This is a genomic window from Rhodoferax sp. LS1R11 (assembly GCF_056521395.1).
This window is the reverse complement of the sequence record NZ_JBWMAW010000013.1, coordinates 1-13,420: the sequence shown is the minus strand read 5'-3', so window position 1 is coordinate 13,420 and position 13,420 is coordinate 1. Positions and strand designations below refer to the sequence as shown.

Genomic DNA, 13,420 nt, shown 5'->3' with positions numbered 1-13,420 from the left:
CCTTGTGTTTTTACTGACCCATTTGCAGGGTTTTGAGTAGCAGGGTTTTGGCCGTGTTCATGACCTCGACGTTGTTCTGGTACGAACGCGAGGCGGAGATCATGTTGACCATTTCTTCCACCGGGTTCACGTTGGAGTGGGTCACATACCCTTCTGCATCGGCCGACGGGTGGCTCGGGTTGTGCACCTTGCGCAGGGGCTCATTGCTTTCCTGGATGGAGGCGACGCGCACGCCAGAGGAGGCGTCTGACCCCATGGGGGTGGTCTCGAACACCACCTGGCGCCCTTTGTAACCTTTGCCGTCGGGGCCAGCCACGGCGTCCGCGTTGGCCAGGTTGCTGGCCACCACATTGAGACGCTGCGATTGCGCGCTGATGGCGCTGCCCGACACATTGAAGATGGAAAACATGGACATAAGGGGTCTCCGACAACCTTTTAGGTTTACTGGCCTTGAATGGCGCTCAAGATCGTTTTGGACTGGCCGTTAATGAAGCGAAGGGTGGCTTCGTAACGGATGGAGTTGTCGGCAAAATTGGCGCGCTCGCGGTCCAAGTCCACACTGTTGCCGTCCAGGCTGGGCTGGCTTTGCGCTGTGTAAGCCAGGCCGGACCCGCCGCCCAGCGACCCAACGGTGCTGCCGCTGAGTGCAATATGGTTGGGGTGGGTCGTGCCTGTGTTGCTGGTGCCCGCGCCTTGGGTGGGGCTGAGCGTCAAACCGCCGGTCAGGTTGCTGCCGGTGGCGGCACTCATGGCCTCTTTGAAATTCAGGTCGCGGGCCACATAGCCGGGGGTGTCGGCGTTGGCGATGTTGCTGGCAATGACACGCTGGCGTTCGGCGCGCTGGACCAGGGCCTTCGAATGGAAGTCCAAACCACTGGTTAAATTTGCCAACATGAAACACCTCAACTTTCGGTTATCCGGCCTCATGGCGGGGGCCTGAGGATGCGACGTGAGGCAATTATGGAAATTTCTTTAATTTTTGATGCCTTGAATAGAGGGGTAAATCCGTCTTTACTTGGGTGGTTCATGGTGGGATGTCTTGCCTATAGTCGCTGTCATTCCGCACGAAGGTCACCATGTTCAATAAGCCATTTCCCCTGATTCGCCTGAAGGCCTCCGCTCTGGGTGGACTGGTGGCCGCCTGCTGTAGTTTTGGCGCCCATGCACAGGAAGCCGCGGTCGGGACTGAATTCATTGACGCGACACGCCAGTGGTTGAATGCCGCTGTGACAACGGTCAAGTCGTCGGGGGCGTTGCCGCTGCGCATGGAGGTGGCGGTGGGGGAGCTCGACAGCCGGTTGCGCCTGGCGCCCTGTCTGAAAGTCGAACCCTACATTCCAGTCGGAACGCGTCTCTGGGGCAAAACCCGTCTGGGCATCCGCTGCCTGGAAGGGGCTGCCAAGTGGAATGTCTTTCTGCCGGTCACGGTCAAGGCCTTTGGTTCAGCTTGGGTCGTCAAGGGCAATGTGGCCCCTGGCGCAGTGCTGACCGAAGCCGATGCCATGGAGTCCGAGGTTGACTGGGCCGAGGATGCCAGTCCGATCGTCAACAATCCCGCCCAATGGGTGGGGCAAGTTGCGTCCCGGGCGCTGACCACCGGCCAAGCCATTCGGCAGGTCATGATCAAGCCCGCGCAGGTTTTCCAGGCCGGCGCTCAGGTGCGCGTCGTGGCGCAAGGTATCGGGTTCCAGATTACATCTGACGGACAAGCTCTTTCGGCGGGGGTCATCGGCCAGCCGGCCCGCGTCAAAATGGACAATGGGCGTGTTATGTCGGGCGTTGTACTGGACAACCGTACAGTCAAACTGGAAATATGATGGTTTCCGGCACCAGAAATCTCAATCACAAGCAAAAAAGGCTAAAGCTAGCCAAAATCGGGCCGATAGTTCTCATACGAGGCTACATTTCCAGTAGTTTTGGAGAGCACGATGAAAATAGGTCAACCTTCAGACAATCCGATTTCGGTCAGCATATCTTCCACCAAGGGTGGGAAGAGTGCGGCAGCGTCCGCCAGTGCGGCGCCAGCCAAGGGCGCACCACCCGCCGGTGTGGCGGTCACCGTTTCTTCCCTGGCGCGCACGTTGGAGCCATCCAGCAGCGGCGACACGGCAGATGTGGACATGGCAAAAGTGAACGCGGTGCGCGAAGCCATCCAGAATGGCTCGTACAAAGTGAACGCAGAAGCCATTGCCGACAAACTGCTGTCCAATGCACAGGACATGCTCAAAGGCGCAAGCGCCTAAGACGGGCTGACGCATGAGGTTGCCCGCTCATCTTGAAGAGGCGCTGACACGGGTTGAACTTCAGTTCAAGGACGTGTCCGACGCGCTGGTGAGTGGCGAGCCCGTGGCACTGGAGGCCGCAAGCGCAGCTTTGCGCCAGGCCGCCGTGGATTTCTCCGTCTTGATACAAGGCCTGACACCTGCAGATCTCAAACACAAAGAGCTGACATCCCGGTTGAAAACCATGGTGGATGGCATGGCGATTCGACGCGAAAGCCTGATCCGTCGCACGGCCATGGTGGAGCGCGCTTTGATCGCGGTTGTGCCTGCATCTGGCAATAACACTTATTCGCCCGCTTCCAGTCCTTACGGAAGTGCCGGCAAGCAGTCTGGCGCCTTCAAATATTTGAGTGCCTGAAACGGCAAAAGCCCAAGGATGTTGAATCCTCGGGCCTTTCAGTTCGATCCCTGATTTAATTGCGCCGTTCAGTGCGCTCGCATTTTGGACCGCAAGCGGGCGATCGACTGGCTGTGCAACTGGCACACCCGTGATTCGGTCACGTCCAGCACGGCAGCGATTTCCTTGAGGTTCATGTCCTGCTCGTAGTACATGCTCATGATGAACTGTTCCCGCTCAGGCAGGTTCTTGATGGCATCGACCAGGGCCTGGCGCAGGCGCTGGTCGCACAGCATGTTCAACGGGTCGGCCTCGGGGTCGCCTACATGTCGATCCAGAAAACTGTCGTCGTCTTCGTTGCCACGCGACATGTCTTCGAGGTACACCAGCTGGGTTCCCCGCACTTTGCCGAGCAGTGTCTGATAGTCCACCAGGCTGAGCCCCAGATCGGCGGCGATTTCACTTTCCAGTGGCGTGCGGCCCAGCTTGTGTTCCAGCCGTCGCAAGGCCTGCTCAATTTCCTTCTGGCTCTTGCGGGAGCCCCGGGACATCCAGTCGTTGCCGCGCAGTTCGTCCAGCATGGCGCCACGGATGCGTTGTGTGGCAAAGGTTTCAAACTGCACACCCTGCGCCGCTTCGTAGCGGGTCAGGGCTTCGGACAAGCCGATCAGGCCAACCTGAATCAGGTCGTCCACCTGTACATTGGCCGGTAACTTGGCCATCATGTGATGGGCCAGACGCCGAACCAGTGGCTGGTACTGTTTGATCATGGCGTTGCGGTCGAGTTGACCCTTGGCGGTATACATCAATGAGTCCCCACAGAATGGTAGCGATTGAGCGGCATGGCTTTTTCCAGCAGCCGCAGTGCGAGGCGATGAATGTCGTCTGAAGGGTGGCCGTCAGGCTGTGGCGCGCGAACGGCCAGCGAATCAAGGCGATAGCCTAAAAAGGTCATGGCGCATTCCTGCAAATTATTGTCCGGGGATTTGCTTGCCATCGGTGATTTCGAAAACGTATCTGACACTATAGTCGCAAGCGTAGGCCGAAGTTTGGCGTTCAGCAACATTTTCTTAAGCGCCTGGTAGGCCGTCACCGGCGACATTTTGACGGGCGCCACAGTCAGCAGGGGTTCAATGCCGGTATTGGGCAACAGAAGGGATAAGACCTCGGCCTGGGCGTAAATAATGATGACCCCAAAATTCTCAAACAACCCGCTGAGCGGCTCCAGTGCCTGGCCGCCATTTATATTCTTTTTGCAGAGTTGGCGCAGGCCCCGCGCTGCCGGGACCACTGACCACGGCAGGGGTTCACGGCTTTCGTTGCCGCGCCAATAGGCATCTTCCAGTAGCTGCTCGAGTCCCGGGTTGTCAGTTGATTCAACGGTGGTCGCATCCAGCACGGCCACCGAATGCCCGCAATCGACCATCGTGGCGCAAAGGCTCCACAAAAGGGGCAACTCACCCTGCTGGTTGCCGTGGCTGGCCATGGCCATGACGCGAGGGGCCGTTTGCGAAGCCAGGTTCAAGAGTCCGGCGCCCTGGTTGACGCATGTTTCAAGCATCGAGTCTTCCTGCGTAGGATGAGCTTGGCTGGGTAAAGAAGAAGCCCAGGTCGGCGGCTTTCGGGTCAAAGGCGGATTTCACGGGTGAGCGCATTGACATGCGGATCAGCTTGGCTGCATCGGCCTGTTCCCAGTCCTCGGGTACTTTTTGGCCCATGGTCACGCCCCTCAGCACCAGTTGGTGGCGAATGGTGGCATCCAGCGCGGGGCCCATTTTGGCCGCTTCGTCAATCTTTGAGAGCACCGCTTGTTGCACGCCGTTGGACTTGAAGGAGGACACGACATCGTCGAGTGTGTCGCCGTGGCCGCCCGCATTGAGCACCAGCAGCCGGTTGACGTTGGGCAGGTCCAGCAGGTCCAGCATGTCGCGTTTGCGCGGGTCGCTGGGTGCGAGGCCGGTTGTGTCGATCAGGATCATTTTCTTGTTGGCCAGCAAGCCCAGCAGGTCTTGCAAAGCAGCGCGGTCGTGGGCCAAATGCGCCACGACGCCCAGCATGCGGCCGTAAGAGCGCAACTGCTCGTGGGCACCCACTCTGTAAGTGTCCAGGGTAATCAGGCCCACGCTGGCGGGACCGTGGGTGCGTGCGCACAGGCCGGCCAGCTTGGCCGCCGTGGTGGTCTTGCCAACGCCCGTGGCGCCGACCAGTGCAAATGTGCCGCCTTCTTCATGGATGGGGCGGGCAGCGGCGTCGGTCTTCAGGTTGCGTTCCAGAATGTCCATGACCCAGCGAACGGATTCGGTGGCACCCAAGTCTTCGGGCATGCGTTCAAGAATGGTGCGAGACAGCGTGGGTGAATAGCCCGCCCGAATCATCTTGAGCATCAGGTTGGACTGGATCGGGTTCTGGCGCGCCTGACCCAGCCAGGTCAAGGTATTGAAGCGGTCCTCGATCATGGCTTTCATGGCGTGTAGCTCGTTGGCAATGCCTTGCGACATGGCAGGTGCCTGAGTTGGCGCGGCTACGGGCGCCGCCTTGCGCACGACGGGTGCCGGTTGGGTCTGGGTGCGGGTCTGGAAGGGTGTCGGCTGGGGCCGGGGGGTCTCCACAATGGCGCGGGGCGCAACGACTGCCTCCGGCATGGCGCCTTCTGCGCGGCCGGCCATTGCCTCGTGGCGGCGGCGCAGCATTCTCTCGCGCACATAGTCCTGGAAGGAGAGGGTGCTCATGGACAGTTGGGCGGCGTCGTCCTCGACCTGGGCTCTTGATTCAGCACTGACCGGGGTCGATTGCCGGCGGGGTGGAGCTTGGTCTTTTGTACGGCTGGCAAATGACTCGGCGCGGTCCAGGGACGTCAGGGTGTCTTCTGCCGTCGCCACCACTTCAACGCCCGAAGCGGTCGGGCGGTTCGACAAAATCAGGGTACCGTCGCCAAAGGCGAGGCGGGCCTTGGCAAGCGCTTCGCGCGAAGTGGGTGCAGTAAAGCGTTGGATGTTCATGATGAGGCACCTCTGAGAATCGGACCAATGCGGATAGTGTGGGATTCAGGAATTTCGCTGTGCGCGAGCACCTGGAGCCTGGGGGCCACGCGGCGCACCAGGCGGGCAATGGCGCTTCGAATTTGATCGGGCACGAGCAGACAGGCTGGAATGCCCATTTCTTCCTGCTTGAGCGCCACTTCCGCTGCAGTGCGGGTAAGGATGTCGGCCACACCGGGGTCAAGCGCCGGACCATTGACGTTGCCCAGGGCCTGCACCAGCAGGCGTTCCAGTGCGGGGTCAATGGCGATGACGTTGAGTTCACGGGACGGGCCGTAGATCTGTTGCACGATGGCGGGCGACAGGGCGATGCGCACCCGGCGCGCCAGTTCGGCGGGATCAACCACCGAGCCTGCATGCTCGGCCAGGGACTCGATGATGGTGCGGATGTCACGGATGTGCACAGACTCTTCCAGCAAGAGCTGCAAAACTTTCTGGAAAACCGCAATAGACACCATTTTTGGAACCACTTCTTCAATCAATTTGGGCGCTTGTTTGGCGACATGTTCAACAAGCTGCTGGGTCTCTGTCCGGCTCAATAACTTGGAGGCCTGGACTTGCATCAAGTGTGACAAATGAGTGGCCATCACAGTCTCGGAATCAACCACGGTAAAACCGGCCATTTGCGCGGCTTCCTTCTGGCGATCGTCGATCCAGTGTGCGGGTAAACCGAAAGCGGGGTCGGTGGTGGCCGTGCCGATTAGCGGGGTTGTGATGCCCCCCGGGTTGATGGCCAGGAACATGCCGGGAAAAGCCTCCCCTTCGCCCACAATGACGCCGCGCAGGGTGATGCGGTAGCCGCTGGGTTTGAGTTCCAGGTTGTCACGCACATGCACCGCGGGCGGCAGGAAGCCCACCTCTTGCGCAAACTTGCGGCGCACGCCCTTGATGCGCGTCAGCAAGTCGCCCTGGCGGGTCTTGTCTACCAGGGAGATCAACCGGTAACCGAGTTCCAGTCCCAATTGGTCAACGGGTTGCAGGTCATCCCAGGTGGCTTCACCGTCAGACGTGACCACCGGCGCGACATCTGAGGCCTCTTGTGGCACCGGCTTGTGGGCCAGTACCCAGGCGCCGTAGCCCAACACGGCGGAGATGCCCAGAAACACCACATGTGGCATGCCTGGGATCAGTCCCAAAACGCCCATGATGCCCGCAGTAATGCCCAGCACGCGCGGCGAGATGAACATCTGGTCGATGATCTGGCGACCCAAGTCCTGCTCCTTGCCGACACGGGAGACCACCATGGCGGCTGCCACCGAGATCAGCAGGCCCGGAATCTGCGCCACCAGCGCATCACCCACCGCCAGCAGGATGTAGGTGTCGGCGGCCTGGCCAGCGCTCAGGCCATGTTGTAGCACCCCGATCAGGAAGCCGCCAAAAATGTTGATCAGCAAAATCAAAATACCGGCAACCGCATCGCCCCGCACAAACTTGGAGGCACCATCCATTGAACCAAAAAAGTCGGCTTCTTCAGACACTTCGGCACGGCGGCGCTTGGCTTCCTTCTCGTCAATCAGGCCGGCATTCAAATCAGCGTCGACGGCCATTTGCTTGCCGGGCATGGCGTCCAGCGCAAAGCGGGCCGACACCTCGGCGATGCGCTCCGCACCCTTGGTCACCACCACGAAGTTGATGACCACCAGGATCGAGAACACAATCAGACCCACGGCAAAGTTGCCGCCAATCAGGAAATGGCCAAACGCTTCAATCACGGCACCGGCAGCACCCGGACCAGTATGGCCTTCCATCAACACCACGCGGGTTGAGGCCACATTGAGTGACAGACGCATCAGCGTGGTGAGCAGCAGCACGGCGGGAAACGCCGCAAAATCCAGCGGGCGAATCATGTAGGCCGCCACCATCATGACCATCAAGGCGACCGCGATGTTGATCGTGAAGAAGGTGTCCAGCAACCAGGGCGGCAGGGGCAACACCATCATGCCCAGAATGGCCACCACCAGCAGAGGTGCGGCCGCGCCCTTGATCAACGCCGAGTTGCCGCCGAACCAGTTTTGAAAGGCTTTGAGTTGTGCGTTCATGGTGTGGGCGTGCTGGCAATAACCTTGGACAGGGGATCCAGCTCAGGCGGGACAAAAGGCTGAGGGGGCTCGCCCGGTGTGGGACCTTCGCCCCGCATGGCGGCTTTCAGGCGGTAGATGTAGGCCAGCACCTGTGCCACCGCGGTGTAAAGGCTGGCCGGAATGTCCTGGTCCAGCTCGGCATTCGCGTACAGCGCCCGCGCCAGCATGGGGGACTGTAATACCGGGATGGCGTTGTTCTTGGCAATGTCGCGAATCTTCATGGCCAGCAGGTCGGCACCCTTGGACACCACTTGCGGTGCGCGCATGGTTTTTTCGTCGTACTTGATGGCGACGGCAAAGTGGGTGGGATTCATCAGCACAAAGTCGGCCTTGGGCACGGCGCCCACGCTGTTGCCCTGCGAGATTTCCCGCTGCCGCTGGCGCAGCTTGCCCTTCATTTGAGGGTTGCCGTCGGACTCCTTGTGCTCCTGCTTCACCTCCTGGTGTGACATTTTCATCTTGGACATGTGCAGAAAGCGTTGCAACGGAATGTCAACCATGGCCAGCAGCAAGATCACGACCAGCAGCATTCCCAAGCCGGAAGTCAGCCATTCAGTCAGGTGGCGAATGGCGGCGGTCGACGGTTGTAACACCAGCATGGCCATGGTGTTGATGCTGGCGCTTAAATAGGAGGTGGCAATGGTGATCAATACCGCCGTGACGAGAGTCATTTTGAGCACTTCGGTCACCTTGTCTTTGGTAAACAGGCGACCAAAACCCGTGAGCGGGTTGAGGCGGCTGAAGTCCGGCATGACCGGCTTGAAACTGGCAATCCAACCACCGACCGCTACGGTGCTGAGCAGGACAACGGCGGTGGTGATGACTGCAAAAATGGCGCAACCCAGCAAGCCCACGGCCACCATGTCCTGCAGGCGACCCAGCATGGAAAGAGGATTTTCCATGACGCTGGTGTTGAAAGAGAGCTGCTGACTCAAGCTGAGTTTCAGCTGGTCAAACATGACCGGACCCAGGGTCAATAAGGTGACTGAACCCGTTCCCAGCACCGCCAGATGAGTCAATTCCCGTGAGCGGGCCGTCTGCCCGTCGTCGCGCGCTTTCTTGAGCTTTTGCTCTGACGCGGGTAGGTTGCGGTCCTGACTTGATTCCATGATGGGGAGACTGTGTAGTTCTCCCCATTGTCCGGACAGGCCTTGTTAACTAAAGGCCAATAAGCGGGCGTTTAACCCGTCACTTAGAAACCCAGGCTGGCCAGGAGGTCATCCACTTCAGATTGCCCGGTCACCACATCAGGGTTGCCTTCGGGGTTGACCACTGGTCCTGACAGGGAGGGCATGGGTTCTTTTGCAGTGGCAGCCGCGGCAGCCACTGCGGTTTTCACTGCTGCGTCAGCCGGGGCGGTTTGAATCAGCAACTGAATCAACTGCTCCTCGATGCTGGCCGCCAGGTTGACGACCTTGGCAATGACCTGCCCGGTCAGGTCATGAAAGTCCTGTGCCATCATGATGTCCGTCAGGTGGTCATCAATTTGCTTGGTGGACGCTTCCACGTCACTCAGGAAATTCATCACATGGCCCTTGGCCACGGCGCCTACCGGGTCCTTGACGATCAATGCACCAATGCGCCGGGTCTCGGCCGCGATATGGTCTTGTTGCGCCTTGGCCTGGTCAACCCGGTTGAGCACCTTTTCTGCAGCCTCACCGGTCAGTTTTGCGATGTAGGACAAGCGGCTTTTGGCATCAGGCAGCTCGCCAGCCCAGCCCTTGACCTTGTCGGTCAAGCCCAGGCCATTGAGGGAGTCATGCAGTTGACGCGTCAGCATCCCGATCGACTGATGGATATCCGCAGGGACTGCGGCGCACACGGCAGGAGTTGGTTGGTCGCTTTGCATGGTGTTTACTTCAAGCCCATTTTGGTAAGGATAAGGTTAACTTTGTCTTCCAGCGTAGCTTTGGTAAAGGGCTTCACGATGTAGCCAGCAGCGCCCTGCTGCGCGGCCATCACGATGTCTTCCTTGCGCGCTTCAGCGGTCACCATCAGAACCGGAATATGCTTGAGTTTTTCGTCTTTTTTGATCTCCGAGAGCAACTGAAACCCGTTCATGTTGGGCATGTTGATGTCGCTCACGACAAAGTGAAAAGTACTGTTTCGCAGTTTTTGCAGCGCCACCACGCCGTCTTCGGCCTCGTCCGCTTCAGTGAATCCACTCTCCTTGAGAAGATTGCGCACAATCCGCCGCATGGTCGAGAAGTCATCCACCACTAAAAACCTGAGCTCATTTGCCATGGGGCAACCTTTCAATCGCGTTTGTCCGAACTATTTCGAGTGTGTACTGCATCATATTGTCCCCGGCTTTGCCTCTGCTTTGGGCTCGGTTGGTACGGGTTCGGTGCTGGTGGCTACCGGAATGCGCCCTGCGCCCAGGAGCCGTTCTTCGGCTTCCCGTGTCATCACCACAATGCTGATTCGGCGGTTGGCCGGGCTTTTGGGGTTGTCGCCGTCCAATAAAATGCTTGACGCCAGGCCCACCACCCGGGCGACCTTGTCGTCGGGCATGCCTGCGGCCACCAGCTCGCGACGCGAGGCATTGGCCCGGTCAGATGAGAGCTCCCAATTGCTGTAACCCCGGTCGCCATTGCCGTAAGGCGTGCGATCGGTGTGACCATCCAGGCTGATCTTGTTTTCTACACCACTGAGGGCCGCGCCAATTTCTCTCAGGATGTCGCGCATGTAAGGTTTGACAGAAGCGCCACCGCTGTCAAACATCGGGCGTTTCTGGTCGTCCACGATCTGGATTTGCAAGCCGTCTGGCGTGGCCTCCAGCTTGATTTGGGAGCTGAACTCGGCCAACTGCGGGCTGTTGGAAATCATCGCGCTGATCTTGGCGCTCAGCGCCGCCAGTTTCTTCGCATCTTGTTTGGCGACTTCAGCTTTGGCTTGCTCGCCGGATACTTTTTTGGAGATCTTTTCTCCATTGCTGCGTTTGGTTTGCCCTGCGGCCTGGGTCAGGTCGTTGCCGCCCCCGGTGATTACGCTGTTGCTGGACCCGGCGCCACTGCCGCCTGCCATAGCCACCTTCAGGGGTGACTGAAAGTAATCGGAAATACCTTTTTTATCGCCCTCGGACGTGCTGCCCAGCAGCCACATCAGCAAGAAAAACGCCATCATGGCCGTCACGAAGTCAGCGTAAGCGATTTTCCATGCGCCCCCGTGCACCGCGTGCCCACCCTTCTTGACACGCTTGATGATGATGGGCTGGAGTTTCTTGGCTTCCGTGGCCATGATTAGCTCTCCATGTTCTTATTTTTTCTTGACAAAGGTTTCGAGTTCGGAGAACGAAGGCCGGTCCGTGGAGTACAGAACTTTGCGACCAAACTCAATGGCTGTAGAGGGGTTGTAGCCTTGCATGCTGGCCAGCAAGGTGGTCTTGATGCATTGCAGCTCCTTGCCCGCTTCTTCCACTTTTTGTTCCAGCAGGCCAGCCAGCGGCTCTGCGAATGCATAGGCCAGCAAAATGCCCAAAAACGTCCCCACCAAAGCTGACGCAATCATGCCGCCCAGGATGGCAGGAGCCTGGCCTACTGAGCCCATGGTGTTCACCACCCCCAGCACGGCCGCCACAATACCAAAGGCTGGCAGACCGCCTGCAATGCGTTGAAGTGCGGCTACAGCAGCATGTTCTTCGTTGTGGTGGGTTTCAATTTCGCTGTCCATCAACGATTCGATTTCGTGAGCATTCAGGTTGCCCGAAACCATCATGCGCAGGTAGTCGGTGATGAACTCCACCACGTGGTGATCGTTGCCCACGGCGCCGTGTTTTTGAAAAATGGCAGAAGAGTGAGGGTCTTCGACATCTTTCTCGATCGCCATCAACCCTTCCTTACGGGCTTTCTGGAGAATGTCGAACATCAGGGCCAGTAAATCCATGTAGCGGGCCTTGGTGTATTTGCTGCCTTTGAAGCAGGTTCCCAGACCTTTGATGCTGGCCTTGATCACCTTCATCTGGTTGTTGGCTACAAAAGCGCCAATGGTCGCACCACCAATGGTGATCAACTCAAACGGCAACGCCTTCAAGACCACCATGATGTTGCCACCGTGGAAGATGTACACGCCAAAGACGCACACCATAACAATGATCCAACCAATGATTACAAACATAAATTTATTGTGACAGGGGTGCCTGTGGCTTCAAGGGTTGATGAGGGCTGCTTTTCAGGGTCTTTATCAACCATATCGACCAAAACGGCCCGTGCTTGAGTTAATTGTTGTGGATGTCCTGTCAGGCTCATGAAGACGTATTTTTCATAGAAAACGGGGGCCTAGCCCCCGTACTACCTGCGTAAGCAGCTATAAAAAGAATAGCGTTTAGTGCAGCATGATGCCGCCAGTTCCCGCCCCTTTACCCGCCCGCGCTGGGGGGGTGCACAGACCGCACTCAAAGTGGCGGCTGTTCTCGTAGGCTTCGCTCACAAAATGCCCGCCGCATTTGCAGCACTTGGTCATGGACAGCATGTTGTTGTCCACGAACTTCACCAGGCGCCAGGCGCGTGTGATGGAAAGCAGGGGCTCCACATTGCAAGCCGCAATTTGCTCGGTGTACAGGCGGTAGGCCTTCATCACCGCGTCAATGTCTTCCATGGCGCTGACCTTGGTCAGGTATTCATAGGTGTTCAAAAACAGCGAGGCGTGAATATTGGGCTGCCAGGTCAGAAACCAGTCGGTCGAGAAGGGCAGTTGTCCCTTGGAGGGTGAACGGCCCGCCACCTCTTTATACAGACGCAGCAGGCGCTCGTAAGACAGGTCAGTCTCGCTTTCCAGCACTTGCAGGCGGGCACCGAGCTGGATCAGCGCAACGGCGCGGTCAACCTGGCGAGAATCATTCAAAACGCTTTTGGTGGCCATGGTGTTGCTCCTTACATTGCTTCTGCGAAACGACCGGCCATCAAGATGCTTGCGTGCAGCTTGGTGGTGGCGTCGTTGTCAACTTTGCTGGCGGTGTGGTTGGTCAGCAGGTTCCACACAATGTCGTCATCCACCCGGAAGCGGCACAGCAGCATGGTGCTGGAGGCAATTTTCAGAATCTGTGAGGGCGAGAGCGTGGCAATCAGGTCGGCCGATTCGTCGGATACACCCAAACGGAACAACGCCTCAGCCTTGTCCTTGCGAATCAGGTTCTGCGCCAGCATGAGGTAAGTCAGGTTGGCATCGCGGATGGCGGAGGTGAGTTGGTCGTCGGTCATGGTCGGCTCCTTCGGTGGGCAACCCGTGTGGGCTGCGATGGAGTTGATTCTGAACCGGACCTTCAGAAACTTGAATCGGGGAGTGCCTAATGCAGACGTCAGAAAAAAAGAAAAGCTTGTAAGGTTTTCTCTTACAAGCTTTGACGGGGCAGCGCCGCATTGCGGCGATTTCTTTTACTTCAGCAGGGCCAGTACGCCTTGTGGCAACTGGTTGGCCTGCGCCACCATCGCGGTGCCAGCTTGTTGCAGAATTTGCGAGCGTGACAGGTTGGCCGTTTCTTCGGCAAAGTCAGCGTCCTGGATGCGTGAGCGCGAAGCACTCAAGTTTTCCGAGGTGGTCTGCAGGTTGGAGATGGTCGTCTCAAAACGGGATTGCAAGGCGCCAAAGCTGGCACGTTGGCCATTGACAGCGGCAAGTGCTGCGTCCACGGTGGTCAGGGTGCGGGTCGCGGAGTCGACAGAGGAGACATCCAGGGTGCTGGTC

17 protein-coding genes are annotated in these 13,420 nt (G+C 58.5%); 3 read left to right on the top strand and 14 right to left on the bottom strand.

The window, feature by feature from the left end:
• Positions 1 to 10: 10 nt before the first annotated feature.
• A complete protein-coding gene (gene flgC, locus AC097N_RS15160; RefSeq protein WP_479582363.1) occupies positions 11 to 415 on the bottom strand; it encodes a flagellar basal body rod protein FlgC in 405 nt (134 codons plus the stop codon).
• A gap of 26 nt (positions 416 to 441) precedes the next feature.
• Positions 442 to 894: a flagellar basal body rod protein FlgB gene (gene flgB / locus AC097N_RS15155; RefSeq protein ID WP_479582360.1), complete on the bottom strand. Its 453-nt coding sequence runs from the start codon at positions 892 to 894 to the stop codon at positions 442 to 444.
• A gap of 182 nt (positions 895 to 1,076) precedes the next feature.
• Here flgB and flgA point away from each other — a divergent pair, with 182 nt between their 5' ends.
• The 3 genes from flgA to AC097N_RS15140 all read left to right on the top strand — a co-directional run bounded on the left by flgA (position 1,077) and on the right by AC097N_RS15140 (position 2,640).
• On the top strand, positions 1,077 to 1,817 hold the full coding sequence (gene flgA, locus AC097N_RS15150) for a flagellar basal body P-ring formation chaperone FlgA (protein ID WP_479582358.1): 741 nt from the start codon (positions 1,077 to 1,079) through the stop codon (positions 1,815 to 1,817).
• A 111-nt stretch (positions 1,818 to 1,928) separates the two neighbouring features.
• A complete protein-coding gene (gene flgM, locus AC097N_RS15145) occupies positions 1,929 to 2,243 on the top strand; it encodes a flagellar biosynthesis anti-sigma factor FlgM (RefSeq protein WP_479582356.1) in 315 nt (104 codons plus the stop codon).
• Between the two features lie 13 nt (positions 2,244 to 2,256).
• A complete protein-coding gene (locus tag AC097N_RS15140) occupies positions 2,257 to 2,640 on the top strand; it encodes a hypothetical protein (RefSeq protein WP_479582354.1) in 384 nt (127 codons plus the stop codon).
• Positions 2,641 to 2,708: 68 nt separating this feature from the next.
• On the opposite strand, the gene AC097N_RS15135 is transcribed toward AC097N_RS15140, so the two are convergent.
• From AC097N_RS15135 to AC097N_RS15080, 12 genes are all read right to left on the bottom strand, one after another.
• On the bottom strand, positions 2,709 to 3,425 hold the full coding sequence (locus tag AC097N_RS15135; RefSeq protein ID WP_479582352.1) for an RNA polymerase sigma factor FliA: 717 nt from the start codon (positions 3,423 to 3,425) through the stop codon (positions 2,709 to 2,711).
• Positions 3,425 to 4,111: a hypothetical protein gene (locus AC097N_RS15130; RefSeq protein WP_479582350.1), complete on the bottom strand. Its 687-nt coding sequence runs from the start codon at positions 4,109 to 4,111 to the stop codon at positions 3,425 to 3,427. The genes AC097N_RS15135 and AC097N_RS15130 overlap by 1 nt, the downstream gene beginning before the upstream one ends.
• A gap of 61 nt (positions 4,112 to 4,172) precedes the next feature.
• Positions 4,173 to 5,618, bottom strand: coding sequence for a flagellar biosynthesis protein FlhF (gene flhF / locus AC097N_RS15125; protein ID WP_479582348.1), 1,446 nt, complete (start codon positions 5,616 to 5,618; stop codon positions 4,173 to 4,175).
• Positions 5,615 to 7,696 carry a flagellar biosynthesis protein FlhA gene (gene flhA, locus AC097N_RS15120; protein ID WP_479582345.1) on the bottom strand — a complete coding sequence of 694 codons (2,082 nt, stop codon included), beginning with the start codon at positions 7,694 to 7,696 and terminating at the stop codon, positions 5,615 to 5,617. The genes flhF and flhA overlap by 4 nt, the downstream gene beginning before the upstream one ends.
• Positions 7,693 to 8,847: an EscU/YscU/HrcU family type III secretion system export apparatus switch protein gene (locus AC097N_RS15115; RefSeq protein WP_479582343.1), complete on the bottom strand. Its 1,155-nt coding sequence runs from the start codon at positions 8,845 to 8,847 to the stop codon at positions 7,693 to 7,695. The genes flhA and AC097N_RS15115 overlap by 4 nt, the downstream gene beginning before the upstream one ends.
• Before the next feature lie 83 nt (positions 8,848 to 8,930).
• Positions 8,931 to 9,587, bottom strand: coding sequence for a protein phosphatase CheZ (locus AC097N_RS15110; protein ID WP_479582341.1), 657 nt, complete (start codon positions 9,585 to 9,587; stop codon positions 8,931 to 8,933).
• A gap of 5 nt (positions 9,588 to 9,592) precedes the next feature.
• Positions 9,593 to 9,982 (bottom strand): chemotaxis response regulator CheY, encoded by a 390-nt coding sequence (gene cheY / locus AC097N_RS15105; protein WP_479582338.1) that lies wholly within the window; start codon positions 9,980 to 9,982, stop codon positions 9,593 to 9,595.
• Between the two features lie 51 nt (positions 9,983 to 10,033).
• Complete coding sequence (gene motB, locus AC097N_RS15100) at positions 10,034 to 10,978, bottom strand: flagellar motor protein MotB (protein ID WP_479582336.1); 945 nt, start codon at positions 10,976 to 10,978, stop codon at positions 10,034 to 10,036.
• Between the two features lie 18 nt (positions 10,979 to 10,996).
• Positions 10,997 to 11,854: a flagellar motor stator protein MotA gene (gene motA, locus AC097N_RS15095; protein ID WP_479582334.1), complete on the bottom strand. Its 858-nt coding sequence runs from the start codon at positions 11,852 to 11,854 to the stop codon at positions 10,997 to 10,999.
• 207 nt (positions 11,855 to 12,061) lie between these two features.
• Positions 12,062 to 12,598, bottom strand: a complete 537-nt coding sequence (gene flhC / locus AC097N_RS15090; protein ID WP_479582332.1) for a flagellar transcriptional regulator FlhC — start codon at positions 12,596 to 12,598, stop codon at positions 12,062 to 12,064.
• An 11-nt stretch (positions 12,599 to 12,609) separates the two neighbouring features.
• Complete coding sequence (gene flhD, locus AC097N_RS15085) at positions 12,610 to 12,936, bottom strand: flagellar transcriptional regulator FlhD (RefSeq protein ID WP_479582330.1); 327 nt, start codon at positions 12,934 to 12,936, stop codon at positions 12,610 to 12,612.
• A gap of 174 nt (positions 12,937 to 13,110) precedes the next feature.
• Positions 13,111 to 13,420 (bottom strand): flagellin (locus AC097N_RS15080; protein ID WP_479582326.1); only part of this gene is annotated, 310 nt, incomplete at its 5' end.

Excerpts from the sequence above, each read along its gene's own strand:
- AC097N_RS15110 (WP_479582341.1), bottom strand. The coding sequence starts at position 9,587 with ATGCAAAGCGACCAACCAACTCCTGCCGTGTGCGCCGCAGTCCCTGCG.
- flgB (WP_479582360.1), bottom strand. The coding sequence starts at position 894 with ATGTTGGCAAATTTAACCAGTGGTTTGGACTTCCATTCGAAGGCCCTG.
- motA (WP_479582334.1), bottom strand. The coding sequence starts at position 11,854 with ATGTTTGTAATCATTGGTTGGATCATTGTTATGGTGTGCGTCTTTGGC.
- AC097N_RS15135 (WP_479582352.1), bottom strand. The coding sequence starts at position 3,425 with ATGTATACCGCCAAGGGTCAACTCGACCGCAACGCCATGATCAAACAG.
- flhF (WP_479582348.1), bottom strand. The coding sequence starts at position 5,618 with ATGAACATCCAACGCTTTACTGCACCCACTTCGCGCGAAGCGCTTGCC.
- flgA (WP_479582358.1), top strand. The coding sequence starts at position 1,077 with ATGTTCAATAAGCCATTTCCCCTGATTCGCCTGAAGGCCTCCGCTCTG.
- cheY (WP_479582338.1), bottom strand. The coding sequence starts at position 9,982 with ATGGCAAATGAGCTCAGGTTTTTAGTGGTGGATGACTTCTCGACCATG.
- motB (WP_479582336.1), bottom strand. The coding sequence starts at position 10,978 with ATGGCCACGGAAGCCAAGAAACTCCAGCCCATCATCATCAAGCGTGTC.
- AC097N_RS15130 (WP_479582350.1), bottom strand. The coding sequence starts at position 4,111 with ATGGCCATGGCCAGCCACGGCAACCAGCAGGGTGAGTTGCCCCTTTTG.
- AC097N_RS15115 (WP_479582343.1), bottom strand. The coding sequence starts at position 8,847 with ATGGAATCAAGTCAGGACCGCAACCTACCCGCGTCAGAGCAAAAGCTC.
- flhC (WP_479582332.1), bottom strand. The coding sequence starts at position 12,598 with ATGGCCACCAAAAGCGTTTTGAATGATTCTCGCCAGGTTGACCGCGCC.
- flhA (WP_479582345.1), bottom strand. The coding sequence starts at position 7,696 with ATGAACGCACAACTCAAAGCCTTTCAAAACTGGTTCGGCGGCAACTCG.
- flhD (WP_479582330.1), bottom strand. The coding sequence starts at position 12,936 with ATGACCGACGACCAACTCACCTCCGCCATCCGCGATGCCAACCTGACT.
- flgM (WP_479582356.1), top strand. The coding sequence starts at position 1,929 with ATGAAAATAGGTCAACCTTCAGACAATCCGATTTCGGTCAGCATATCT.
- AC097N_RS15140 (WP_479582354.1), top strand. The coding sequence starts at position 2,257 with ATGAGGTTGCCCGCTCATCTTGAAGAGGCGCTGACACGGGTTGAACTT.
- flgC (WP_479582363.1), bottom strand. The coding sequence starts at position 415 with ATGTCCATGTTTTCCATCTTCAATGTGTCGGGCAGCGCCATCAGCGCG.